The sequence below is a fragment of the Leifsonia sp. Y862 genome (genome assembly GCF_057669585.1).
In genome coordinates this window covers 1734676-1758802 of sequence record NZ_JBYHFR010000001.1, presented here as the reverse complement: position 1 = coordinate 1758802, position 24127 = coordinate 1734676, and the positions used below count along the sequence as shown (strand labels likewise).

Here is a 24127-nt window from a genome sequence, read left to right as displayed (position 1 = left end):
GCCCGTGTCTACGAATGTGCCTGCTAGTTCATTGCCTTCCAGCTTCAACGAGCCGCTTGAGGTCGTTGACCCTGAGATTGCCGCGGTCCTCGAGCAGGAGCTCGGCCGCCAGCGCGACTACCTCGAGATGATCGCCAGCGAGAACTTCGTTCCGCGCGCCATCCTGCAGTCGCAGGGCTCTGTGCTCACCAACAAGTACGCAGAGGGTTACCCCGGACGCCGCTACTACGGTGGCTGCGAATACGTCGACGTGGCTGAGCAGCTCGCCATCGACCGCGCCAAGGCCCTGTTCGGCGCCGAGTACGCCAACGTCCAGCCGCACTCGGGCGCGACCGCCAACGCAGCAGTGTTGTCGGCCATCGCAACGCCTGGGGACACCATCCTCGGCCTCGAGCTTGCTCACGGTGGACACCTCACCCACGGCATGAAGCTCAACTTCTCGGGCAAGCTCTACAACCCGGTTGCATACGGCGTTGACCCGGAGACGTTCCGTGTCGACATGGACGTCGTGCGCGACAAGGCGCTTGAGCACAAGCCGCAGGTCATCATCGCCGGTTGGTCTGCCTACCCGCGTCACCTCGACTTCGCTGCATTCCGTGCGATCGCCGATGAGGTCGGTGCCAAGCTCTGGGTCGACATGGCGCACTTCGCCGGACTCGTCGCAGCCGGCCTGCACCCGTCACCGGTTCCTTATGCGGATGTCGTGTCGAGCACCGCTCACAAGACGCTCGCCGGACCCCGCTCTGGCTTCATCCTGTCGCGCGACACCGCACTGGCCAAGAAGCTCAACTCCAACGTGTTCCCCGGCCAGCAGGGCGGCCCGCTCATGCACGTGATCGCCGCCAAGGCCACCGCGTTCAAGCTGGCAGCTGAGCCAGAGTTCAAGGACCGCCAGGAGCGCACCCTGCGCGGTGCAAGCATCCTCGCCTCTCGCCTCACCGCCGATGACTCCAAGGCCGGCGGCGTCGACGTTCTCACCGGTGGCACCGACGTGCACCTGGTGCTCGCCGACCTCCGCAACTCGGAGATCAACGGCCAGCAGGCTGAAGACGCACTGCACGAGGTGGGTATCACCGTGAACCGCAACTCGGTTCCGTTCGACCCTCGCCCGCCGATGGTCACAAGTGGCCTCCGCATCGGTACCCCTGCCCTTGCAACGCGTGGCTTCGGCGACGCCGAGTTCACCGAGGTATCCGATGTCATTGCCGAGGCGCTGAAGCCCGGTGCAGACATCCAGGGTCTGCGCTCACGCGTCAAGGTGCTGACGGATGCCTTCCCGCTCTACTCGGGTCTGGTCCAGTAATGACCGCTGTCGTACTCGACGGCGTCCAGACTGCATCCGCGGTCAAATCCGAGCTGGCTGAGCGCATCACCGCGCTCCGCCAGCGCGGCATCGTGCCAGGACTCGGCACGCTGCTGGTCGGAGACGACCCTGGATCGCGCTCGTATGTCGCCGGCAAGCACCGCGACTGCGCTGAGGTGGGTATCGAGTCGATTCGCGTCGACCTGCCCGCCACCGCGACATCCGCTGAAATTCGGGCGGCGATCGCCGACCTGAACGCCAACCCCGCCGTCACCGGATACATCGTGCAGCTGCCGCTGCCCGCCGGCCACGACGAGAACGCGATGCTCGAGCTGATCGACCCGTCGAAGGACGCCGACGGCCTGCACCCCATGAACCTCGGTCGTCTGGTCGCCGGAATCAGCGGAGAGCTCGCCTCTCCGTTGCCCTGCACGCCGGCCGGCATTGTCGAACTGCTGCAGCGCTACGAGGTGCCGATCGCCGGGAAGCACGTCGTCATCGTGGGCCGTGGTCTCACCGTCGGTCGGCCGCTCGGCCTGCTGTTCACCCGCAAGGGACTCGACGCCACTGTCACGCTGACGCACTCCCGCACCGTTGACCTGGCCGCCGAAGTGCGCCGGGCCGACATCGTGGTGGCCGCCGTCGGTGTGCCGCACCTCATCCAGCCGGACTGGATCAAGCCAGGCGCCGCCGTGCTCGACGTGGGAATCACCCGCGTCGAAGACCCGGAGACCGGCAAGGGCACGCTGACCGGCGATGTGCACCCCGATGTGGCAGAGGTGGCCGGATTCCTGTCGCCGAACCCGCGTGGAGTGGGCCCGATGACTCGCGCCATGTTGCTGAGCAACGTGGTGAAGGCGGCAGAGCGCGACCTGGCTGCGGCCATCCGTCACTTCTAGTAACGCACCTCCTCGTTGGTCGAGGAGGCCGCTCGCGGCCGTCTCGAGACCTACGAAGTCCTCGAGAGTCGCCGTTTGTGCCGAGAGTCGCCGCTGTAACAGCGACACTCGGCACAAACGGCGACTTTCGGCGTCGTACGGGGCGCCGGGTGCTGCGCGCCGAGCTGCGGGGTGCGTTGTTACGCCAGCGCCGCCGCGTGCAGTGCCACGTGTCCGAGATAGTTCTCAGCGTTCCGACGGATGCCGGCAATCTCGTCATCCGTCAGCTCACGACGTACCTTTGCCGGCACCCCGGCCACGAGCGACCCCGGCGGCACGACCATGCCTTCGAGCACGACGGCCCCTGCCGCGACGAGGGACCCCGAGCCGATGACAGCTCCGTTCATCACGGCGGCCGCCATGCCGATGAGCACGTCATCTTCGATGGTGCAGCCGTGCAGAACCGCGCCGTGACCAACGGAGACACCCGTGCCGAGCGTGAGCGGGAAGCCGCGGTCGACGTGGCAGGAGACGTTGTCCTGCAGGTTGGACCCGGCGCCGATCGTGATCGGCTCTGCCTCAGCGCGCAGCACGGAGTTGTACCAAACGCTGGAGCGATCACCGAGCGTGACCTGTCCGACGAGGATGGCGCCGGCCGCCACGAATGCGGTGTCTACAACAACGGGCGCAGGCAGACCGGGCAGGGTGATCAGGCGTGCGGAGGAATCAATGCTCATGGCGCCAGCCTAGCCAAGGGCTTAGGTGGCCCGGCGTCGCGCCTGAAGCCTGCCGATAAACGCCAGCATTTCTGGCTGCTTGCATGGTTCGAGTGCCCGCATCACTTCGCGGGGACGGGCTCCAAGCAGGCCTGGACGTAGTCTCTGGAGTAGGCGACGTCGTCAGTCGCGTAGGTCGTGACGACGATAGCGCCGTCATCGATCGTGTAAGGAATACCAGCATCTTCCAGACATTCAACGGTTGCATCGATCGCGGTCGTCTTGATTGCGCCACACCCAGCTGCCGTGGTCATCAGAAGTAGTGGGATTCCGGACGCTGCAAGAACTCGGCGACTCTTGTTTGCACGCATGCCTCAGATGCTAGCTGCGCTAAAACTGGCTGCGGCAGGCTGGCCGCGCATCGTAACCAGATGTTCACCTTGCTCTTCTCAGCCGGCGCGAATGAGGTCTACGAGCTCCTGGGCGTTGTCATCTGGCGAGAGCAGGATCTGGAGGTGGTTGTCTTCCAACGCTTGCATCACCCTGGCGGCGGCCCGTACCTTTATACCGATCTTCATCAGCAGACGCGCCGAATCTCCGGATTGGGCAGCCTGCTCCGTGAGCGTGCGAAGGACCTCCGCTCCATCATCGCTGAAGGTCACGTCAACCGCATTCTGCCCGTCACCGTCGGCGACGGTGGCATCCGCAACACCGGCTCGGTCGAATGTGGATGGGAGTACAACATTCACACCATTGACCAAGACGCACGGGTAGTCGGAAACCTCAGTGCACGTTTTCGATACCGCCAACTCGATCGTTCCCCCGGTAGCCGACGTTGTCTCGTCGGCGCCAGCATCAGCGGAACACGCGCTGAGCGCTAACACTGCAAGCACGGCCAGTGAGAGCCTGGCTGCTCGAGAAGTCATGAATATCCTTCCTCAGACGCGCGAGCTGGATGCTGGCACAGCTTCAGTGCAACCCTAGGGGAGCCGAGAAGCACCCACCAGTCCGCCGAATGGTGAGGCTGAGCACGTTTCTGTTCGGTACAGCGATATTGAAGCGAAAGGGACGATCGCCCCAGACGAACGTCTGTAGGCGGAACCTATTGCGAGCCCAATTGGGCTCCAGCACCAGGAGCACTCCTATATCGTGCAGTTCAATTCTGTGCAGATCGTTTCCAGGGTGCTGATCCTTATGATCGGCCTACTCAGAACTGCAATCGTCCGACCGGCATCGGCACTTGGTGCCCTGTCCATTGGACATCTATACGGACAGCCAGCAGTAGACCGCCTGGTGGGGCTCAACTCCGTCGCACATGACCTTGAAATCACGGAGGAAGAGTTTGAGGTCGTCGGCCGGATAGCTATTGGAGAATTCTTCGATCTCTGACCAATCGTCAGCCAGACTCAAAACGTCCGACTCCGCCGTTCCGCGTAGTGCCCTCACTAAGAATTCTCCGATTCGGAGAACGACGCGCTCCCCTTCGTTCCGCAGCGCGATGACACGCCGCGACTCGGGATCGTCAAGTTGTTCTTCGAACGCGCGACCGGTTAAGAGTTCCTCCAAGCTGCCGAGAATGACAACGGGCTCAATCGTTTCCGAAATGACCGAATAGCCGCCGCGACGGCCGAGAAGCCTATCCTGCCAGCGGCCGCTACCTTCACTTGGCCCACTCAGCCAATCAATAGTTTTGGCCGCATGGGCGTCGGAATCTGCCACAAAATATTCGATGAGGAGGCCCATTGCCGAAGAGTAACAGTTCGCCTCAGCGCAGTGCCCGGTTCTGTGTCACAGCCATCTAGGATTCCTGCATGGTGAATATGAAGCATCCGGCCGTCGACCGTGTCACAGCAGCGCTCGCCGCCCATGATCTGGCGCCGGAGGTGCGCTGGTTCGAGGTGGCAACGCCAACGGCCCAAGCTGCGGCGGAGGCCCTCGGCATCGAGGTCGGTGCCATTGCCAACTCACTCATCTTCACGCTCGATGGCGAACCGCTGCTCGTGCTGACGTCTGGCTCGCACCGCGTCGACACAACCTGGCTTGGCGAACAGCTGGGTGGCACGATCGCCAGGGCGTCGAAGGACGTCGTGAAGGATGCCACCGGGCAGGTTATCGGGGGAGTGGCGCCCGTCGGGCATCCGTCGCCCATCCGTACCCTGGTGGATGTGGCCCTCGCCGACTACGACACCGTCTGGGCTGCTGCCGGCCACGCGCACACCGTGTTCCCCACTACCTACAGTGAGCTGTTGCGCATCACCGGCGGCGAACCAGTGTCTGTCGCCCCGTAACGTAACCCCGCGCACGGCCTCGCCGTCATCCACTCGCAAGAAATCGACCTAAACCCGCGCGTTTAGGTCGATTTCTTGCGAGCGGATGCGCAGGCTATTCAGCACAGCGGCTATTCAAAACAGTGGATGGGCAGGGTTTTGGAATTACACGAATACGCCAGCTTCGACGCGGTCGGACTGGCCGGGCTGATCCGATCCGGCCAGGTGAGCGCGCGCGAGGTCGAAGCGACCGCCAGACGAGCCATCGACCTCGTGAATCCCGACCTCAACGCGCTCACCCAGGCGCTCTTCGACCCCGCGCTTGACCACGATCCGACAGGGCCGCTCGCCGGGGTTCCCTTCCTGATCAAGGACAGCGGCCCGTTTGCCCGTGGCGTCTCATTCGCGCTCGGCAGCCGGAGCATCCGTGGTGCGTTCGCCGACGTCGACCACGAGCTGATGACCCGCTTCCGCGCTGCAGGACTTGTGACCCTCGGCCAGACCACCGCCCCTGAGCTCGGGCTGAGCTTTGCGACGGAATCGCTGCGCTACGGCGTCACCCGCAACCCGTGGGCGCTGGACAGGGGCGTTGGCGGGTCGAGTGGCGGCTCCGCAGCGCTCGTCGCCGCTGGCGCCGTGCCGATGGCCCACGGTAACGACGGCGGTGGATCGCTGCGCATCCCCGCCTCCAGCTGCGGGCTGGTCGGCTTGAAGCCCGGCCGCGGCCGCACCCCAAGCGGGCCGCTCGTCGGGGAGGCCGGCTTCGGCCTCATCGCCGAGTTCGCGCTCACCCGCACGGTGCGGGATGCCGCGACGCTCCTGGATGCCGTCTCGGCGCCGGCCGCAGGTGAGGGGTACGGCGAGAAGTACACGGCTCCGCCGCCACGTCGCCCCTTCGTGTCGGAGCTGCGGGCCGACCCAGGGCGACTCAGGGTCGCACTCATGACCGAGGCGTGGTCGGGTGTGGCCGTCGATGAGCAGGCGGCGGCGGCATCCGCTTCGGTGGGAACGATGCTGGAGTGGATCGGTCATGCCGTGACGCCAACCGGCCCCGCCATCGAGCCTGAGGACATCGTCGAGGGCTCCATGCTCGCGGCGTATGCAACGGGCGGGGCGATGCTGCGGGCACCCCGGCGGCCGGATCCGTCGCTGCTTGAGGCGGTATCGCGTGCTGTGCTGGCCGAGACGGCGGCGGCCTCTGCGCTCGAGGTGCTGACGGCACTCGACGCGCAGCACCGCGTGACGCGCGCCGTCGGGCTCTTCTTCACACAGTACGACCTGCTCGTCACGCCCACGCTTGGGCAGCTGCCTGCACCGCACGGAAGCCTCGACTACGACAATTCCGACTACACGGCGCGCGCGTGGCTGCGCCGCATCTTCGAACACGGGCCGTTCACGGCGCCCTTCAACGTGTCTGGCAACCCGGCGATCAGCCTGCCGCTCGGCCAGAGTAGGGAAGGGTTGCCGATCGGGGTGCAGCTGGTCGCCGCCCATGGCCGCGAGGACCTGCTGGTGCAGGTCGCAGCCCAGCTGGAACAGGCCATGCCCTGGGCAGACCGACAACTGCCGATCTAGGCGCGGCTGGCGCCCACACAATACTCAAGCAACTTGATCAATTAGGTTGTACAATTGCGTAAATGAGTGATGCTGCAACACAGTCCTTCCTGGAGGCGCTCCGCCCGCTGTCCCGGCGGCTGAGCGCCGAACGCACGATCTCCGCCGGCAAAATGGGGGCGCTCAGCCACCTGGCGGAGCACGGGCGCGCAACCAGCTCCGAGCTGGCGGCCACGCAACGCGTGAGCCCCCAGGCGATGTCGCTGGCCATGCAGGAACTCGAACAGCTGGGGTTCGTTCTGCGGGTGCGGGATTCAACGGATCGCCGCCGCATCTGGATCGAGCTCACCGACGCCGGGCGGCAGAAGCTGGCCGCAGAACGCCTGGCCGGCCACGGCTGGCTTGAGCAGGCGATCGCAGAGCGGCTGACCCCCGACGAGCGGAAGACGCTCGAAGCGGTCATTCCGACGCTCCGGAAGCTCGGCGCTGAGGCATCCGTTGACTGAGTCGACACCCCGCACCCACTTGATGCCTGCCCTGGTTTACGCTGCCCTCTCCACGGCAATCGTCAGCTCGCTCGGCATGCTGCTGGTGCCGTCCATCTCCCGGGCGATGGACGTGTCGATCAGCACCGCCCAGTGGATGCTCACCCTCAATCTTCTGGTCGGCGCCATCGCCACGCCCGTCATGGGTCGACTGAGCGACGGTCCGCACAAGAAGCGGCTGCTGGTGTGGTCGCTGGTGATCATCCTCATCGGTTCGATTGTCGCCGCCACGGCGCCTAACTTCACCGTCTTTCTGATCGGGCGCGCACTGCAGGGTCTGACGTACGGGATAGTCCCGGTGACAATCGCCCTGGCCCGCCGTTACCTTGCCGCCGATAAGGTCCAGTCGTCTATTTCCAGCCTGTCGGTGACCGTGTCGACAGGTATCGGCATCGGCTATCCCCTGACCGGGATCATTGCAGGGCTGGTCGACTACCGATTCGCATTCTGGTTTGCCGCGGTCTTCGTGGTCACGGCAATTGTCGTGGTGTTGCGTATCGTGCCCGCAGGCCCCGACGAGCGCGCTCCCCGCGTGCCGTTCGACTTCACGGGCGCCGGCCTGCTCGGACTCGGGCTCGGAGCGCTGCTGCTCGGCATCAGCGAGGGATCGAACTGGGGCTGGGCATCGTTCTGGACCATCGGCACCTGCGTCGTCGCGGTCGTCATCCTGGGCGTCTGGGTGAGGGCCGAACTCCGCTCGCGGCATCCGCTGGTCAACCTGCGCGTTCTTCGGAACGGCGACGTGCTGCTGGCCAACGCCACGGCAATCGGACTGGGTGCCGCGATGTACCTCGGCCTCTCTGTCTCGAGCCTCGTTGCCCAGGCGCCAGCCTCCACCGGCTACGGGATAGCCCTGCCGGTGTTCTGGGCCGGCTTCGTGATGTTCCCGCTGTCCGTGGGCAGCTTCAGCGCGAACCGCCTCGTGCGCCGTCTCTCGAACCGCATTCGCTTGACGACGCTACTGCCGATCGGGGCCGCCATGATGACGGCCTCTGCGATGCTGCTCTGGTTCGCCCACGCCGAACTCTGGGAGGTGCTGATCGGGATGCTCGTGCTCGGCCTTGGCATGGGAACCAGCTATGCCGCCATGCCCGCCTTGATCGCCCGCAGTGTGGCCACGGCAGAGCTCGGCAGCTCGGTGAGCTTCAACCAGGTACTGCGCACCGTGGGCAGCTCGTTCGGCACCGCGATCTCCGGCGCCGTGCTCGCGGCGCATATGGGGGCCGACCTGCACCCGACCGACACTGGGATCAGCACCACGCTCGCGATCGGCGCGTTGATCTGCGTCGCGGTGTTCGTCGCACTGCTCATCCACTTCGTGATCACGCGTCGTCGAGGCGCGGAATCGCGCGCCCACTAACGCAGTCACTGATTCTCTCGGCGTCAGTTTGGGTTGACGGATGCCGCGTGTCAAGTCAGACTGACACCATGGAATCGTTCGACCTGGACCACGTGTACACAACAGACCCGGCCACCGGGCTGCACGCCGTCGGCGCGCTGCACCGTCTTGCCGAGCGTGTGGAGGCCGTGCATGTTGCCGAAGCGCGCCGCGCAGGCTGGTCGTGGGAGCAGATCGGCGATGTGCTCGGCGTCACGCGGCAGTCGGTGCACGCAAAATACGGAAAGCGAGACAACAATGTTTGAGAGATTCGCTCACACGGCACGGGCCGCTGTCGAGGACGCGCGCTGTGAGGCCGGACGTCGCGGTGATCGACGGATCGGATCCGATCACCTGTTGCTTGCTCTCCTGCACGACGACTCGCTGGCCGAGATCGTGGGCGTCGATGTCGCAGCCGCGCACGAGGCCGCCGATCAACTCGATCGCACCGCACTCGCCGCGATCGGGCTCCCGCTCGGTGAGTTCCGGCCCAGCGGGAGCACGGCATTCGGCAAACCCGTGTCGCGGATGACCTCCGGTGCTAAAGCGGTGCTGCAGAAATCCCTGGCCAACGCGGCGGCCGAAAAGGCGCGGGCGATCACGGCACGGCACATGATGCTTGCCGTGCTCGACAGTCATGAACCCGATCCAGCCGCGACTCTGCTCGCCGCACTCCCGATCGATCGGTCTGCAGTGAGAGAGCGCCTGGCCGCGACCGCGTAGCAGTGTGGCAGCCAGGCGCCGCTGTTACTCGTTGCGCATGGCCCCATCGGCAGCGCGCACGACGAACAAGTTCGGGGTGCCGAAGCCTGCTGCGGCGAAGGCGGCGAGCACGGCGGCCTCCACGGCGGGGATGAGTTCGCTCGGAGTCAGCGCAATCGCCGCTCCACCGAAGCCGCCGCCGGTCATCCGGGCGCCGATCGCCCCCGTGGACCTGGCGGTCTCCACGGCCAGGTCAAGCTCGGCGACGGAGATCTCGAAGTCATCCCGCATCGACACGTGTGAGGCATCAAGCAGCGCGCCGATAGCGGTCGGCCCCTGTTCACGGAGCGTGCGCACGGTGTCGAGCACGCGCTGGTTCTCGGTGACAACGTGGCGCACCCGGCGGAAGGTCTCGTCGTCGAGCAGCTCTGCCGCCCGGTCGAGGTCGGCCACGCTGACGTCGCGGAGCGAGTCTGCGCCGAGCGCGGCAGCGCCCCGCTCGCAGGAGGCCCTGCGCGATGCGTAGCCGCCGGTGGCGTGCGAGTGGCTGACCCGCGTGTCGATGATCAGCAGCTCAAGGCCGGCCTCGTCGAAGCCGAGGGGGATGACCTCGGAGTCGAGGCTGCGGCAGTCAAGGAAGACACCGGCATCCGCTTCACCGAGCAACGACGCCGACTGGTCCATGATGCCCGTCGGGGCGCCGACCGCGCGGTTCTCGGCGAGCTGGCCCACCTTGGCCAGGGTGCGGCGGTCGAAGTCCAGGCCCCAGACCTCGTTGAGGGCAACGGCAACCGCGCTCTCGATGGCGGCCGACGACGAGAGGCCGGCCCCGATCGGCACATCTGAGTCGATGTAGATCTCGAAACCGGTCACCTGCGCCAAGTCGGCACCGAATTCGCCGAGCGCCCAGGCGACGCCGAGCGGGTACGCCGACCAGTCGTGCAGGTTCTCCGGAGCCAGGTCGTCGAGTGAGATCTCGACGACGGCCTCAGAGAACGAGCTGGCGATGCGAATCAAGCGGTCGGCGCGCTGGGCGAGGGCGACAACGGTGCGCCGATCGATGGCGAACGGGAAGACGAAGCCGTCGTTGTAGTCGGTGTGCTCACCAATCAGGTTCACGCGACCTGGCGCTGACCAGATGCCTTCCGGCTGGCGGGAGTATGCGCTCTCGAAGCCGGCGCGAACTGCTGTCTCGAGTGTCTGGGTGCTCATTTATGAATCCTTTCCTGCGGCACGAGCCACAGCATCCCGAATCGAGGCGGCGGCCTGCTCGGGGGCGACGTCGCCGATCCAGGCGCCCATGGCTGCCTCTGATCCGGCGAGGAATTTGAGTTTGTCTGCAGCGCGACGAGGGCTCGTCACCTGCAGCATGAGACGGATGTCGTCACGATGCCTGGCGACGGGGGCCTGGTGCCAGGCGGCGATGTACGGCGTTGGGGTGTCGTACAACTCGTCGATGCCGCGCAACAGCTGGCGGTACAGCACGGCGAGCTCGTCACGTTCGGCGAGCGAGGTGGCGGCGAAGTCGGGCACGTGGCGGTGCGGCAGCATGTGCACCTCGATGGGCCAGCGGGCGGCGAATGGCACAAAGGCTGTCCAGTGCTCTCCACGCAGGATGACACGGTCGCCGGCCTGCTCGCTCGCCAGGATGTCGGCGAACAGCGTTGGCCCGTACTGCTCGACCGATTCGATCACGCGCTGGGTGCGCGGGGTCACGTACGGGTACGAGTAGATCTGGCCGTGCGGGTGGTGCAGGGTGACGCCGATGGCCTCACCGCGGTTCTCAAACGGGAACACCTGCTGGATGCCGGGCATCTGCGAGAGCGCGTGGGTGCGTTCTGCCCAAGCCTCGATCACGGTGCGCGCGCGAGTGGTCGACAGGCTGGCGAATGAGCCCTCTGTGGCGGGGCTGAAGCACACGACTTCGCAGCGCCCGACGGAGGTGCGCGTGCGGCCAAGACCGATCGTGCTGAGGTCGTCGAGGTCGGCGGGGGCGTTCTCGTCGTCAAGGAGCGGGCCGAACGACGGCGACTTGTTCTCGAAGACCGCTACGTCGTAGTTGCTCGGAATCTCTGACGGGTTCTCCGGCGTCGACGGCGCAAGCGGGTCGAGGTGCGCAGGGGGCAGGAAGACGCGGTTTTGCCGGGCGGCGGCGATGGAGATCCACTCGCCGGTGAGAGCATCCTGTCGCATGGTCGCGGTGGCTGGACGCGGCGCCAGGTCCCGCTCGTCAGGGGCCCTGTCTGGGGCCAGCGTGGTGTCCGGGTCGTCGAAGTAGATCAGCTCGCGGCCATCCGCGAGCGTGTGCCGCTGTCGTTTGATGCCGTCATCGCTGACAAAAGTGGTGGGTGTGGTGGTGTCCATAACAGTGCCCAGAATAGCCGATTTGCGTAATCGAAATGTATGCTTTCGATCACGCAACTAAAGCGAAGAAAGCGTAGGTCTGGCGATCATGGCGGAAGAACAATGATGGCCGAGAATAGCGAGCGAGAACCCGTGCCCGCCGCAGTGCGCCGAGAGCAGATCCAGCGCCTTATCGACGAACGTGGCTTTGTGCGGGTCAGCGAACTGCGCGAGACGTTCGGGGTGTCCGGCGTCACCGCACGCGCCGATCTCGATGCGCTTGTCGCCGCCGGGCAGATCAGCCGTGTGCACGGCGGGGCGATGCCAACGCGGGCCATGGGGCGGGGACGCACCGACCGCGAGCCGTCGTTCGAGGAGTCGCTCGAATCATCCGTCATCCCCAAGCAACAAATCGGCACGCTCGCAGCGTCGATGGTGCAGAGCGGCCAGAGCATCATCCTCGACGTCGGCTCGACAGCCCTGGCGATTGCGCGTGCGCTCGTCGCGCGCACCGATCTCTCCGAAGTCGTGATCATCACGAACGGTCTCAGTATCGCGCTCGAGCTGGAGCAGGCCATACCGCGCTTCACCGTGATCGTCACCGGAGGCTCGCTGCGCCCGCTGCAGCACTCGCTCGTCGAGCCGCTGGCCTCCACCATCCTCAGCAGCGTGCACGCCGACCTCGCCTTCATCGGCTGCAACGGTGTCGACGCGGTGGCTGGGGTCACCAACATCAACCTGCCTGAGGCGGGCGTCAAAACGCTCATGTTGCGCGCAGCTGCCAGGGCGATCGTCGTGGCCGACGCCTCGAAGCTCGGCCAGGCCCATCTCGGTACCATCGGTGCGCTGGCGGCATTCGACACGCTCATCACGGATGCCACGGCGTCGGCCGATCTCCTGGCCCCACTCGAAGAAGCCGGGCTCCGCGTGCTGCAATCGCAATAGGCTGAAAGTATGCGCGCACCAACTGGCATCCAACATCACCTCGTGGCCGCCGGGCCGCACGGCACGTCGACGGCGACAATCACGGAAGTGGCGGCCGGGCTCCGGTCATATGCCGTCAACGGCATCGACCTGGTCGAGACGTTCCCTGAAGAGTCAACGCCACCGATGGCGGCCGGCATTGTGCTCGCTCCCTGGCCCAATCGCATCCGTGATGGGAAGTGGACGCACGAGGGTGTCACCCGACAGCTGGCCATCACAGAGCCGGTGAAATACAACGCCAGCCATGGGCTGCTGCGGTTTGCGCCATACAGAGAAGTGGCGCACACCGAGAACTCTGTGACGCTGGCCGCGACGATCTTCCCGCAGTCCGGCTACCCGTTCCACCTCGACACCACGGTCACCTACACCCTCACCGCCGACGGCCTCGACGTTGAGTATGCGGTGCGAAACGTCGGGGCGGATGCCGCGCCCTATGCCGTCGGCGCCCACCCGTACTTCCAAATAGGCGGCGTGCCGACCGGCGACCTGACGCTGACGAGTAGTGCAGCGACGCGGATCCTGGTCGACGAGCGCAGCAACCCGATCGGCACGGAATCCGTGGCCGGCACACCATTCGACCTGCGGGTCGGCCGACTCGTCGGTGAGCTCGACCTTGACTCAGGGTTCGGCGATGTCGCTGTCATCGACGGCCGCGTCGAGCACACCCTCAGCGCGCCAGACGGCCGCAGCCTCACGGTGTGGGGCGACGAGAACATGCGGTACGTACAGATGTACACCCCGCGCAACTTCCCGACCTTCGGAGACGCCCCCGCGATGCACCAGGCCGTGGCCATCGAACCGATGACGGCCCCGGCCAACGCGTTCAACTCGGGGGAGGGTGTGCACTGGCTCGAGCCCGACGCGCACTGGAGCGTGCGCTGGGGTGTCCGTCACCACGGTTTCGGCGGCGTCGCGTGATGAGCGCACCGGCCACGACGCTCAGCCCCGCCGACCAGGAGCGCCTGTATGCCCTGAACAGCATGAAGCGCCTGGCGACCGCGCTGCTGCTCGTCATGGCCGTGATTTTTGCCGTGTCGTTTGCCCTCGAAGACCGCTATCCATGGCTGGAGTACGTGCGGGCCGCCGCGGAGGGTGGCATGGTCGGTGCCATCGCCGACTGGTTCGCTGTCACGGCGCTATTCAGGTACCCGCTTGGACTTCGGATTCCGCACACCAACATCATCGCGAGTCGCAAGGACGAGATCGGGGCGTCCCTCGGTGAGTTCGTCGAAACGAATTTCCTTTCGAGCGACGTCGTGCGCGGGAAGCTCGAATCGATCGGTATTTCGAAGCGGGCCGGCATCTGGCTGAGCCAGCCTGCGAACGCGCAGCGCATCTCTGACCAGCTTGCGGTCGCCGGTACCGGCGTGCTCGACGTGCTGGCCGACGATGACATCAAAGACCTCATCGAAACCATCGCCCGCTCGCACCTGATCGAGCCGGAGTGGGGCCCTGCCATCGGGCGGGTGGGGGAGCGGCTGGTCGACTCCGGCCAGCAGCACGCGGGCGTTGACCTGCTACTGGAGAAGGCCGAAGGCTGGCTGGTCACGCATCCGGAGGCCTTCGGGCGTGCCGTGTCGGCCAGGCTACCCAGCTGGATGCCTGGCTTCGTAGACAAGCTCGTCGACGACAGGGCCTTCAAAGAGGTGCTTGCGTTCGTGCAGAATGTGCGGGCTGACCAGTCGCATCCGCTGCGTGAGGCCATCGACCGTTATCTGGCCGATCTCGCCCGCGACCTGCAGTACGACCGCACCACGATCGAGCGGGCAGAGGCGCTGAAGACCGGCCTGCTCGACAGCCCGCGTCTGCGTGAGTTCGCCAGTGAGGCCTGGGAGTCGGTGAAGGCGTCGCTGCGTGAGGGGCTGGCCGATCCGTCGAGTGCGTTGCGTGGCGGCATCCGCTCGACGTTGATGGATGTCGGGGTCAAACTCTCGACGGATGCCGCGCTCGGCGCACGCATCGACCGCTGGATCGCGGATTCGGTGAGCTACGCGGTGCAGCAGTACCGGCATGAGCTGGCCGGCGTGATCACCGAGACCGTTGAGCGCTGGGATGCGAAGGAAACGACGGAGAAGATCGAGCTGATGGTGGGCAAGGACCTGCAGTTCATCCGCCTGAACGGCACGATCGTCGGTTCGCTGGCTGGGCTGGCGATCTTCACCATCGCGCAGGCGATCGCAGCCCTCCTCGCCTGACGGTTTCCCGCCCCAGACAGCACAAAGCCCCCGACGAATCGGGGGCTTTAGCGGTGGGCCCCGTCGGGCTCGAACCGACGACCCAAGGATTAAAAGTCCTTTGCTCTACCAACTGAGCTAGAGGCCCGCGGTTAATAATCTAGCGTGGATCTTATGGCTGACGAATTCCACAAGCCCACCAAGTTCTCTGGGAGCAAGTTTGAGAGCCTCAAAGGTGGCGAAGATCCCGCACACATCAGCAGGATCGCCCACGAAACCGCGCACGCGCTGCTGGCGCGGGTGAGGGACGACCCCGACCCCGACATAGTCACTCGTCTGGTCGAATACACCGACGTTCACGGCATCGACGCAGTCGCCGAACTTTGGTCGAGCGCCACTCCCCGCAGTCTGCCAGGCGCGCTCTGGCGTATCTACCTGGTGCGGGTGCTGATCCGGCAAGACCCCGACGGTGTCGCCTACCTGTTCCAGCGCGGCACGGAAGTGGTTCCGAGCATCGACCCGCTCGTCGCTGGCGCCTCTGCGCCCACTGGTCCAGCCGAGATCATGGTTCTCGCCGACCAAATCCTGCGCGGACTCTTCACCGGCGACTTCGCCGTTGCGCTCGACCGCGCGGCTGCCTTCTGCCGGGTGACAGCCGCCGGATGCACCAGCGTCGCCGACGACCTCGAGCTCACCGAGCCAGAGCGTTCCACCGAACTGACCACGCGCGCTCTGCGCTTCTCAACGACGGCCCAGGAATTTGCCTCCTGCGCGCGGCTCTGGCGCAGCAACTCGCTCGATTAGCAGGGAACGCGCCCGGCGTGCCAGGTGCCGCTCAGAGCGAACAGTCAGCAGCGCCGCCCAGCCTGCTTTACACTGGTATCTGGTCGGGCCGCAGTAACCCCGGGCTCCAATATTCGCCGCTTTGAGCGGCCTCGCGCCGAGAGGCGTTCTGCGGCCTGGCCTTAATCTTCCTGGCGATAGGATCTGGTCATGCCTCTGCCGTACACGCTGCTGATCGATCCCGTTGCCGCCGATGACGCCCGCACCGACTTCGCCGACACCTTCCACGAGGTCGACTCGTCAGAACCGGCACTTCGCGTCGCTGAACTCAGCACGCAGCGCGGCGACGGCATCTTCGAGACGCTCAGCGTCGTCGACTCGCACCCGCAGGAGGTCGAGCCGCACATTGCGCGCCTCAGCAACTCCGCACGCATTTGCGAGCTGCCGATGCCCAACGAGAACCAGTGGCGCGCTGCGATCGATTATGCGGTGAGCCAGCTGCCAGCCGAAGGACAGTTCTCGCTGAAGTTCGTGCTCAGCCGCGGCGTGGAGGCCGGACCTGCTCCCACCGCGTGGCTGCACGCCACGGCCACCCCCGATTTCGCCGCTGTGCGCGAGAACGGCATCCGGGTGGTGACGCTGGACCGCGGCTACCCCCGCGGCGTCGCAGAGCGCGCTCCATGGCTGCTGATGGGCGCTAAGACGCTCAGCTACGCCGTGAATATGGCCGCGCTCCGTGAGGCGCACCGCCGAGGCGCAGACGACACCATCTTCCTCACCACAGACGGCTACGTGATGGAGGGGCCGACGTCAAGCGTCATCCTGCGCACCAAGGGCGTCTACGTGACCCCGGCGCCGAGCGGCGCCATCCTGCACGGCACCACGCAGCAGGCTGTTTTCGAATACCTCGAGTCGCAGGGGCAGACCACCGAGTACCGCGACGTCACCGTCGACGAACTCCGGTCAGCGGATGCCGCCTGGCTCGTCTCCAGCGTGCGTCTCGCCGTCGCAATCACGGCTCTCGACAATGAACCGTTCCCGGTGGACTTCCCGCTCACCCACGCGATCAACGCGTACCTGCTGGCACGCACGGCATAGCCGCCGCTGCGTGCCAGCAGGTGCCTGCACTTTAGCCGAAGCGGCCAGACACGTAGTCTTCCGTCGCCTGCACGCTCGGGTTCGAGAAGATCGTGGTGGTGTCGTCGTACTCGATGAGCTTCCCAGGCTTGCCGGTGCCCGCAATGTTGAAGAATGCGGTGCGGTCTGACACGCGTGATGCCTGCTGCATGTTGTGCGTCACGATCACGATCGTGTACTCGGCCTTCATCTCCTCGATGAGGTCTTCGATGGCCAGCGTCGAGATCGGGTCGAGGGCAGAGCACGGCTCGTCCATCAGGATCACGTCTGGCTGCACCGCGATCGCGCGGGCGATGCAGAGCCGCTGCTGCTGGCCACCGGAGAGGCCTGAGCCCGGACGGTCGAGGCGGTCCTTGACCTCGTTCCAGAGGTTCGCGCCGCGCAGGGCCTTCTCTGTGAGCGCGTCGCCGTCGCTCTTCGACATCCGGCGGTTGTTGAGCTTCACACCGGCCAGCACGTTGTCCTGGATCGACATGGTGGGGAACGGGTTCGGGCGCTGGAAGACCATGCCAACCTGGCGGCGCACGAGCACGGGGTCGACGCCAGGCCCGTAGAGGTTGTTGCCGTCGATGAGCACTTCACCATCGACGCGCGCGCCTGGAATCACTTCGTGCATGCGGTTCAGCGTGCGCAGGAATGTCGACTTGCCGCATCCGCTCGGGCCGATGAAGGCGGTGACGGTACGGGGCTCAATCGTCAGCGAGACGCCTTCGACGGCTAAGAAGTTGGTGTAGTAGACGTTGAGGTCGTTGACTTCAATGCGCTTTGACACGGGGATTCCTTTGGGGTTCTGGACGCGTTAGCGGCCGAATTTGGGAGAGAATATCTTGGCGATGAGGCGGGCGAGCCCGTTGAGCAGCATCACGATGAGAATGAGGGTGAGGGCGCCGGCCCACGCGCGGTCGATATAGGCCTGCGCATTCGCTCCCTGGTTGGCGTACTGGGTGTACACGAAGACGGGAAGGGTCATCATCCGCTCGCTGAACAGGTTGTAGTTCATGCTTGAGGTGAAGCCGGAGATGATCAGCAGCGGGGCGGTCTCGCCAATGACGCGCGCGATCGAGATCATGATGCCCGTCACGATTCCGGCGATGGATGTCGGCAGCACGACCTTCAGAATGGTCAGCCATTTCGGCACACCGAGCGCGAACGCGGCCTCACGCAGCTCGTTCGGCACGAGCTTCAGCATCTCTTCACTTGACCGCACGACGACAGGGATCATCAGCACAGACAGCGCGATGGCACCACCAAAACCGAAGCGGATGCCCGGGTCGTTGAAGAGCAGCGAGAAGAGGGCGAAGGCGAACAGGCCCGCAACGATCGACGGGATGCCCGTCATCACATCGACGAAGAACGTGATGCCACGAGCGAGCCGGCCACGGCCGTATTCGGTGAGGTAGATCGCGGCGAGCAGCCCGATTGGCACCGAGATCAGTGTGGCGACACCGGTGATCATCAGGGTGCCGACGATGGCGTGCAGTGCGCCGCCACCCTCGCCGACGACGTTGCGCTGGGACTCGTTGAAGAAGGTGGGCGTCAGGAACGCCGGCAGGCCGTTCGTCACCGTCGTGTAGATGAGCGAGGCGAGCGGGAGCAGGGCGATCACGAACGCCGAGGTGACCAGGGCTGTGACGAGGCGGTCCTTCGCCTTGCGCGATCCTTCGACGAACAACGACAGCAGGTAGATCGCGAAGCAGTACAGCACGGTGCCGAAGAACAGGGTGCCGACAATGTTGAAGCTGTCCGTTGCACCTGACAGCTGCAGCACGACGAAGACGAGGGCGGTTACGAACCAGCTGCCGAGCAGAACCCAGAGCGATGAGCGCTTGGGGAGCTTGCCGGCGGTCAGCGAGTTAGTCAGTCCGCCGGATGCCGGCGAGGAGGGAGTCGGGGTGGAGGTCATCGTCGTCATCAGTTCGCTCCAGAGAATGCCTTGCGGCGGTTGATGATGTACCGCGCCAGCATGTTCACGGCGAGCGTGATGATGAAGAGGATCAGGCCGGTGGCGAGCAGGATGTTCACGCCGGTGCCGTGCGCTTCAGGGAAGTTGAGGGCGATGTTCGCTGCGATCGTCGTCGGGTTCTGCGAGGTGAGCAGCTGGAAGAGGATCTGCGGGCTGGGGGAGAGCACCATGGCAACGGCCATGGTCTCACCGAGTGCCCGGCCAAGACCGAGCATCGACGCAGAGATGATGCCGGGGCGACCGAACGGCAGCACGGCCATCCTGATCATTTCCCAGCGTGTTGCACCGAGGGCCAGTGCGGCCTCCTCGTGCAGCACAGGCGTCTGCAGGAAGACCTCACGGCAGATCGCGGTGATGATCGGGAGCACCATCACGGCCAGCACGATGGCGACGGTGAGAATGGTGCGGCCGGTACCAGAGACCGGGCCGGCGAAGAGGGGGATCCAACCGAACCACTCGACGAGGGTCGTGTAGAACGGCTGCACGAGCGGGGCGAGAACGCCGATGCCCCAGAGGCCGAAAACGACGGATGGCACAGCAGCCAGCAGGTCGATGATGTACCCGAGGCCCTGTGCCAGTTTGCGCGGGGCGTAGTGCGAGATGAAGAGTGCGATACCGATGGCGATCGGAACGGCGATCAGCAGGGCGAGGAACGCCGACCAGATGGTGCCGAAGGCCAGCGGCAGAACGTACGACCAGAAGTTGGTGAAGTCGCCCTTGAAGTCGTCGGCCGGGGCGACGAAGGCCGGGATGCTCTGCACCATCAGGAACACGGCGACGGCCGCGAGAACGGCGAGGATCAACCCACCCGCGACAACGGTCAGGGTGGAGAAGACCTGATCCCCCGGGCGTTGTTTGGCCTTGGCCGACACGCGTGGCGTGCGCGACCTCTTGTCAACTGCGGTGGTCATGCCTGGCGTCTCCCTGGAGCGTGGGGTGTAGCTGGAGCGTGGAGCCCCGGCCGGGTTTTACGCCCGGCCGGGGCAGGAGGTGCGTTGTTACTTGATTGTCGCGATTACCGCGGCAACCTTGTCCTGCAGTTCAGCGGACAGCGGGGCGGCTCCTGCGGATTCCGCTGCTACAGCCTGGCCGTCAGCGCTGGCCATGTAGCCGACGTACGACTTCACGAGCTCACCCTGTGCGGCATCTGCGTACTCGGTGCAGACGATGGCGTAGCTCACCAGAACGAGCGGGTAGTGCGTCGCGTCCGTGGTGGTGCGGTCAAGCTGGATGGCGAGGTCGCCATCGGCACGGCCTTCGACCATCGGGGAGTCGTTGACGACTGCGGCGGCGGCCTCTGCCGTGTAGCCGACGAACTCGTCGCCTACCTTGATCTTGGCGACACCGAGCTCACCGGCGCGGGAGGCGTCGGCGTAGCCGATGGTGCCAACACCGTTGGTGACGGCGTCAACGACACCGGAGGTGCCCTGTGCACCCTCACCGGTCTGGAACGGGAACGCGTCTGCGGGCTTCTCGGTCCAGACATCCGGTGCAACCTGGTTCAGGTAGTCAGCGAAGTTCTTGGTGGTGCCGGAGTCGTCAGAGCGGTGCACGGCGGTGATCGGCGTGGCAGGCAGGGTTGCCTTGGCGTTCAGCGCGGCGATGGCCGGGTCGTTCCAAGTGGTGATGTCGCCCTTGAAGATCTTGGCGAGGGTCGCTGCGTCGAGGTTCAGCTCGTCGACGCCGTCGACGTTGAAGATCACGGCGATCGGGGAGATGTAGACGGGAAGGTCGACCGCGGTGGTGCCTGGAACACAGCTGGCGAATTCCCCTGCCAGTTCCTCGTCCTTCAGGAACGAGTCAGAGCCGGCGAAGGCCGAGCCGCCAGCGGCGAAGGTCTCGCGGCCGGCGCCAGAGCCCGACGGGTCGTAGTTGATCGTGACGCCGGAGTTGGCGGACTGGAATGCAGCGGTCCACGCCTCCTGGGCTGAGCCCTGCGATGAGGCGCCGGCGGCGTTGATGGTGCCAGAAAGCGTGCTTTCGGGGGCGGCGGAGTCAGTGCTCGTTGCCCCTTCGTTTGCTGCACATGAGGACAGTGCAAGAGCGGCTGCGACAGCAATGACCGCTGGGCGGCCAAAACGCTTGAAGTTCACGTGATTCCCTTTCGAGGGGTTTGGATGCAGTGGGGGCCGGTGCTGGCCCTCAAGTGACGCTAAGTGCTCCGATTAACGACCCTCCTGCTTCCAGGTGAACGGGAGGTGAACGACACCCGACAAACGGCCCTGACTTCACCCCTGTACGGGGGACTACACCCGCGGCGCGTGCGTTTCGATGGCGATGATGCCAGAGCTCGGATTGTCGCTGGAGAGGTGCACGACGGAGAACCCGCCGGTCTCGAGGCCAGCGGCATCCGAGATGTAGGCGCCGAGCGTGGTGCCCGTCGCCAGCGCGAGTTCGCGCAGGATCTCTGGCAGCACTGGACCATGGCCGCACACGACAGCATTCTTCCCAGAGCGCACCCGCTTGCCGACCACGCGGCGCACGTCGGCCGTGCCGGCATCCCAGGCATCCTGGCTGATGAGGTCTGTGCGCTTGATCTCCACACCGGATGCCGCGGCAAGCGGCACAACGGTCGTCACGCAGCGTGTGGCCGTGCTGGTGACGATGCGCGTTGGTCGCCAGGCGCTCAGCGTGCCCACCAGGGCCGCGGCCTGCTTGATGCCGCGCGGAGCGAGGGGGCGCGTCGCGTCCGGGCCGTCCCAGCTGTTGGCAGGGACGGCCTTGCCATGCCGGAGCACGATGACCCCGAAGGTGCTGGTGACCCCGTTGTTCACGAGAAGGTCGAATGCGTCGAGGATCTCGACATCCGCTGGATAGCTGAGGTACGTGCGGGCGCGCTTGATGGTCACCCACTCCAGGGCAGCCACCTCGCCGTTCGGCACGAAAGTGGAGTGCAGGATGGCGTCCGGTGTCACCTCTGCAGCCCAGTAGTGCACGATCTTGTCGCGGCCGGCCGGCATCGTGTAATTGGACACACCAAGGGGAACGCCAAGCCTGACGGTGAGGCCGGTCTCTTCCTTGATCTCGCGCACGGCGGTCTCAGGCAGTGATTCTCCTGGGTCAACCTTGCCCTTGGGGATGGTGACGTCGCCGTGCACGGTCCGATGAATGACAAGAATGTGCATCTTGCCATCGATGAAACGCCAGCACACGGCTCCGGCCGCGTACACCGCTGTGTCGGTCATCGGCGAGCGGCCGTACGCTTGCGGTTGCCAATCTGTTGCATAAGCCTATTTTGCATGTCGTCGAGCAGGTGCCCGGCATCGTCGCGCGAGTGCCGAACCCAGGTGCCGTCGCTGTCGAGCCACCACGATGACGTGCGCGGATCCATGGCGCGCTCGAACAAGCCGTCGATCTCGACGAGGTGGTCTGGGTCGGTCAGGCGCACCAGGGCTTCGACGCGGCGGTCGAGGTTGCGGTGCATCATGTCGGCGCTGCCGATGAAGACCTGGGGGTCGCCGAGGGTGTGGAACGAGAAGATCCGCGAGTGCTCCAGGTAGCGACCAAGGATCGACCGCACGCGGATGTTCTCGCTCATGCCCTCGACGCCCGGCCGCAGGCTGCAGATTCCGCGCACCCAGACGTCGACGGGCACACCGGCCTGGCTGGCCCTGTACAGCGCGTCGATGATCGTCTCATCGACCATGGAGTTGACCTTGATCCGGATGCCGGATGGCAGGCCGGCCGCGGCGTTGGCCGTTTCATCGGCGATGCGCTTGAGCAGGCCCTTCCTCAGGTGCAGGGGAGCGACGAGCAGACGCTTGAACTTCTTCTCGATCGCGTAGCCGGAGAGTTCGTTGAACAGCCGGGTGAGGTCCTTGCCCACCTGGTCGTCTGCGGTGAGCAGGCCGAGGTCTTCGTAGATGCGGCTGGTCTTCGGGTTGTAGTTTCCGGTGCCGATGTGGCTGTAGTGCCGGAGCACCTTGCCTTCCTTGCGCACTACGAGAGCCGCCTTGCAGTGGGTCTTCAGCCCGACGAGCCCGTAGACGACGTGCACGCCGGCCTTCTCGAGCTTCCGCGCCCATGAGATGTTCGCCTGCTCGTCAAAGCGGGCCTTGATCTCGACGAGGGCGAGCACCTGCTTGCCGGACTCAGCAGCGGCGATGAGCGCTTCGACGATGGGGCTGTCGCCGGAGGTGCGGTACAGCGTCTGCTTGATGGCGAGCACGTTCGGGTCGGCAGCGGCCTGCTCCAGGAACGCCTGCACGCTTGTCGTGAACGATTCGTACGGGTGGTGCAGCAGGATGTCGCCGCGTGCAATCGACCTGAACACATCAGGGGCCAGGTTTGGCTCTGCTGGCATGAGCTGCACGGCCGTCGTCGGAACGTGCTTGGGGTAGTGCAGGTCTGGGCGATCGATGCGCGCCAGGTCGAACAGGCCACCGAGGTCGAGCGGCGTCGGCAGCCGGTAGACCTCCTGTGTGGTGATGTCGAGTTCACGCACGAGCAGGTCGAGGGTGACGTCATCCATCTCTTCGGTGATTTCGAGACGGATGGGCGGACCGAAGCGGCGACGCAGCAGCTCCTTCTCGAGAGCCTGGATGAGGTTCTCTGTCTCGTCTTCCTCGATCTCGACGTCTTCGTTGCGAGTGACGCGGAAGATGTGGTGCTCGAGGATTTCCATGCCGGGGAACAGGTCGCCGAGGTGGTTGGCCATCAGGTCTTCGAGGGTGATGAAACGCACCTTGTCGACGGACTCACTGCGATCGACTCGCACGAAGCGGGGCAGCATCTGCGGCACCTTGAGCCTGGCGATCTCCTGCTTGCTTGTCTTCGGGTTGCGAACCCGTACCGCAAGGTTCAGCGAGAGGCCGGAGATGTAGGGGAACGGATGCGCAGGGTCGACAGCCAGCGGCATCAAGACGGGGAAGATCTGCTTCCCGAAATAGTCGCGCAGTGATTCGCGATCTTCGTCATTCAGCGTGTCCCAGTCGACGACGTCGATGCCGGCCGCCGCGAGGTCTGGGCGCACCAGATCCTGGAAGGCTGCGGCATGGCGCAACTGCAGCACGTGCGCCGCCTTCGAGATGTCGCTGAGCACATCCGCTGGTGCGCGTCCGACGTTCGTGGGAACGGCCAGTCCCGTGAGGATGCGGCGCTTCAGCCCGGCAACTCGCACCATGAAGAACTCGTCGAGGTTGCTGGCGAAGATGGCCAGGAAGTTGGCGCGTTCCAACACGGGAATGTCGGGGTCTTCGGCGAGTTCCAGGACGCGCTGGTTGAACGCCAGCCAGCTGATTTCCCGGTCGAGGAAGCGATCCTCTGGTAGCGCGGGGTCATCAGAGAGAAGATAGGGATCGAAGTCGTCGTCAAAGTCGCTGCCGAGCCCGCTGTCGTTTTGGATGTTTTCGCCGTCCATTCGACCATCTTGACACTGCCGACTGCGCGAAACGCACGATC

At 65.3% G+C, this 24127-nt stretch carries 25 protein-coding genes and 1 tRNA gene; 13 read left to right on the top strand and 13 right to left on the bottom strand.

The genetic code is table 11. The features are described from left to right. Positions 1-4 precede the first annotated feature (4 nt). The gene (gene glyA / locus AC25Z0_RS08310) at positions 5-1303 is read left to right on the top strand and encodes a serine hydroxymethyltransferase (RefSeq protein ID WP_488132862.1); all 1299 of its coding nucleotides are present in this window, start codon (positions 5-7) and stop codon (positions 1301-1303) included. Beyond that, positions 1303-2202 carry a bifunctional methylenetetrahydrofolate dehydrogenase/methenyltetrahydrofolate cyclohydrolase gene (locus AC25Z0_RS08305; protein ID WP_488132861.1) on the top strand — a complete coding sequence of 300 codons (900 nt, stop codon included), beginning with the start codon at positions 1303-1305 and terminating at the stop codon, positions 2200-2202. The genes glyA and AC25Z0_RS08305 overlap by 1 nt, the downstream gene beginning before the upstream one ends. Before the next feature lie 179 nt (positions 2203-2381). On the opposite strand, the gene AC25Z0_RS08300 is transcribed toward AC25Z0_RS08305, so the two are convergent. The 4 genes from AC25Z0_RS08300 to AC25Z0_RS08285 form a co-directional block, all read right to left on the bottom strand. Further along, positions 2382-2918 (bottom strand): gamma carbonic anhydrase family protein, encoded by a 537-nt coding sequence (locus AC25Z0_RS08300; RefSeq protein ID WP_488120704.1) that lies wholly within the window; start codon positions 2916-2918, stop codon positions 2382-2384. A 101-nt stretch (positions 2919-3019) separates the two neighbouring features. Continuing rightward, positions 3020-3268 (bottom strand): hypothetical protein, encoded by a 249-nt coding sequence (locus AC25Z0_RS08295; RefSeq protein WP_488132860.1) that lies wholly within the window; start codon positions 3266-3268, stop codon positions 3020-3022. A gap of 78 nt (positions 3269-3346) precedes the next feature. Further along, positions 3347-3823 (bottom strand): hypothetical protein, encoded by a 477-nt coding sequence (locus AC25Z0_RS08290; protein ID WP_488120706.1) that lies wholly within the window; start codon positions 3821-3823, stop codon positions 3347-3349. A gap of 337 nt (positions 3824-4160) precedes the next feature. Next, a complete protein-coding gene (locus AC25Z0_RS08285) occupies positions 4161-4640 on the bottom strand; it encodes a hypothetical protein (protein ID WP_488132859.1) in 480 nt (159 codons plus the stop codon). 68 nt (positions 4641-4708) lie between these two features. On the opposite strand from AC25Z0_RS08285, the gene AC25Z0_RS08280 reads away from it, so the two are divergent. The 6 genes from AC25Z0_RS08280 (at position 4709) to AC25Z0_RS08255 (ending at position 9364) form a co-directional block, all read left to right on the top strand. Next, complete coding sequence (locus AC25Z0_RS08280) at positions 4709-5185, top strand: YbaK/EbsC family protein (protein WP_488132858.1); 477 nt, start codon at positions 4709-4711, stop codon at positions 5183-5185. A gap of 126 nt (positions 5186-5311) precedes the next feature. Then, positions 5312-6739: an amidase gene (locus AC25Z0_RS08275; RefSeq protein WP_488132857.1), complete on the top strand. Its 1428-nt coding sequence runs from the start codon at positions 5312-5314 to the stop codon at positions 6737-6739. Positions 6740-6801: 62 nt separating this feature from the next. After that, positions 6802-7224, top strand: a complete 423-nt coding sequence (locus AC25Z0_RS08270) for a MarR family winged helix-turn-helix transcriptional regulator (protein WP_488132856.1) — start codon at positions 6802-6804, stop codon at positions 7222-7224. Continuing rightward, positions 7217-8623, top strand: a complete 1407-nt coding sequence (locus AC25Z0_RS08265; protein ID WP_488132855.1) for an MFS transporter — start codon at positions 7217-7219, stop codon at positions 8621-8623. The genes AC25Z0_RS08270 and AC25Z0_RS08265 overlap by 8 nt, the downstream gene beginning before the upstream one ends. A gap of 47 nt (positions 8624-8670) precedes the next feature. Further along, complete coding sequence (locus AC25Z0_RS08260) at positions 8671-8907, top strand: helix-turn-helix domain-containing protein (RefSeq protein ID WP_488120712.1); 237 nt, start codon at positions 8671-8673, stop codon at positions 8905-8907. Beyond that, the gene (locus AC25Z0_RS08255) at positions 8900-9364 is read left to right on the top strand and encodes a Clp protease N-terminal domain-containing protein (protein WP_488132854.1); all 465 of its coding nucleotides are present in this window, start codon (positions 8900-8902) and stop codon (positions 9362-9364) included. The genes AC25Z0_RS08260 and AC25Z0_RS08255 overlap by 8 nt, the downstream gene beginning before the upstream one ends. A 24-nt stretch (positions 9365-9388) precedes the next feature. On the opposite strand, the gene galK is transcribed toward AC25Z0_RS08255, so the two are convergent. Both galK and galT read right to left on the bottom strand, forming a co-directional pair. Then, positions 9389-10555, bottom strand: a complete 1167-nt coding sequence (gene galK / locus AC25Z0_RS08250; RefSeq protein WP_488132853.1) for a galactokinase — start codon at positions 10553-10555, stop codon at positions 9389-9391. Beyond that, positions 10556-11707 carry a galactose-1-phosphate uridylyltransferase gene (galT, locus tag AC25Z0_RS08245; protein ID WP_488132852.1) on the bottom strand — a complete coding sequence of 384 codons (1152 nt, stop codon included), beginning with the start codon at positions 11705-11707 and terminating at the stop codon, positions 10556-10558. Between the two features lie 102 nt (positions 11708-11809). On the opposite strand from galT, the gene AC25Z0_RS08240 reads away from it, so the two are divergent. Genes AC25Z0_RS08240 through AC25Z0_RS08230 form a run of 3 tightly spaced genes read left to right on the top strand, consistent with a single transcriptional unit; the run spans position 11810 to position 14865 of the window. Beyond that, complete coding sequence (locus tag AC25Z0_RS08240; protein ID WP_488132851.1) at positions 11810-12631, top strand: DeoR/GlpR family DNA-binding transcription regulator; 822 nt, start codon at positions 11810-11812, stop codon at positions 12629-12631. Positions 12632-12640: 9 nt separating this feature from the next. Then, positions 12641-13588 (top strand): aldose 1-epimerase family protein, encoded by a 948-nt coding sequence (locus AC25Z0_RS08235; RefSeq protein WP_488132850.1) that lies wholly within the window; start codon positions 12641-12643, stop codon positions 13586-13588. Continuing rightward, positions 13588-14865: a DUF445 domain-containing protein gene (locus AC25Z0_RS08230; protein WP_488132849.1), complete on the top strand. Its 1278-nt coding sequence runs from the start codon at positions 13588-13590 to the stop codon at positions 14863-14865. Before AC25Z0_RS08235 ends, AC25Z0_RS08230 begins: the two co-directional genes overlap by 1 nt. A 54-nt stretch (positions 14866-14919) precedes the next feature. Here the strand turns inward: AC25Z0_RS08230 and AC25Z0_RS08225 are convergent. Further along, positions 14920-14992 (bottom strand) — tRNA-Lys (locus tag AC25Z0_RS08225). A gap of 26 nt (positions 14993-15018) precedes the next feature. On the opposite strand from AC25Z0_RS08225, the gene AC25Z0_RS08220 reads away from it, so the two are divergent. Both AC25Z0_RS08220 and AC25Z0_RS08215 read left to right on the top strand, forming a co-directional pair. Next, entirely contained in the window at positions 15019-15648 is a 630-nt protein-coding gene (locus AC25Z0_RS08220; protein ID WP_488132848.1) for a DNA-directed RNA polymerase subunit beta, read from the top strand. A 189-nt stretch (positions 15649-15837) separates the two neighbouring features. Further along, entirely contained in the window at positions 15838-16725 is an 888-nt protein-coding gene (locus AC25Z0_RS08215) for an aminodeoxychorismate lyase (protein WP_488120720.1), read from the top strand. A gap of 31 nt (positions 16726-16756) precedes the next feature. On the opposite strand, the gene pstB is transcribed toward AC25Z0_RS08215, so the two are convergent. The 6 genes from pstB to AC25Z0_RS08185 all read right to left on the bottom strand — a co-directional run bounded on the left by pstB (position 16757) and on the right by AC25Z0_RS08185 (position 24086). Beyond that, the gene (gene pstB / locus AC25Z0_RS08210) at positions 16757-17536 is read right to left on the bottom strand and encodes a phosphate ABC transporter ATP-binding protein PstB (protein ID WP_488120721.1); all 780 of its coding nucleotides are present in this window, start codon (positions 17534-17536) and stop codon (positions 16757-16759) included. A 27-nt stretch (positions 17537-17563) separates the two neighbouring features. Further along, a complete protein-coding gene (gene pstA, locus AC25Z0_RS08205; protein WP_488120722.1) occupies positions 17564-18676 on the bottom strand; it encodes a phosphate ABC transporter permease PstA in 1113 nt (370 codons plus the stop codon). Next, the gene (gene pstC / locus AC25Z0_RS08200; RefSeq protein ID WP_488120723.1) at positions 18676-19638 is read right to left on the bottom strand and encodes a phosphate ABC transporter permease subunit PstC; all 963 of its coding nucleotides are present in this window, start codon (positions 19636-19638) and stop codon (positions 18676-18678) included. Before pstC ends, pstA begins: the two co-directional genes overlap by 1 nt. Positions 19639-19725: 87 nt before the next feature. Next, positions 19726-20820 (bottom strand): phosphate ABC transporter substrate-binding protein PstS, encoded by a 1095-nt coding sequence (gene pstS, locus AC25Z0_RS08195; protein ID WP_488132847.1) that lies wholly within the window; start codon positions 20818-20820, stop codon positions 19726-19728. Between the two features lie 153 nt (positions 20821-20973). Next, positions 20974-21912 (bottom strand): NUDIX hydrolase, encoded by a 939-nt coding sequence (locus tag AC25Z0_RS08190; RefSeq protein WP_488132846.1) that lies wholly within the window; start codon positions 21910-21912, stop codon positions 20974-20976. Beyond that, entirely contained in the window at positions 21909-24086 is a 2178-nt protein-coding gene (locus AC25Z0_RS08185; protein ID WP_488120726.1) for an RNA degradosome polyphosphate kinase, read from the bottom strand. Before AC25Z0_RS08185 ends, AC25Z0_RS08190 begins: the two co-directional genes overlap by 4 nt. Positions 24087-24127: the final 41 nt, after the last annotated feature.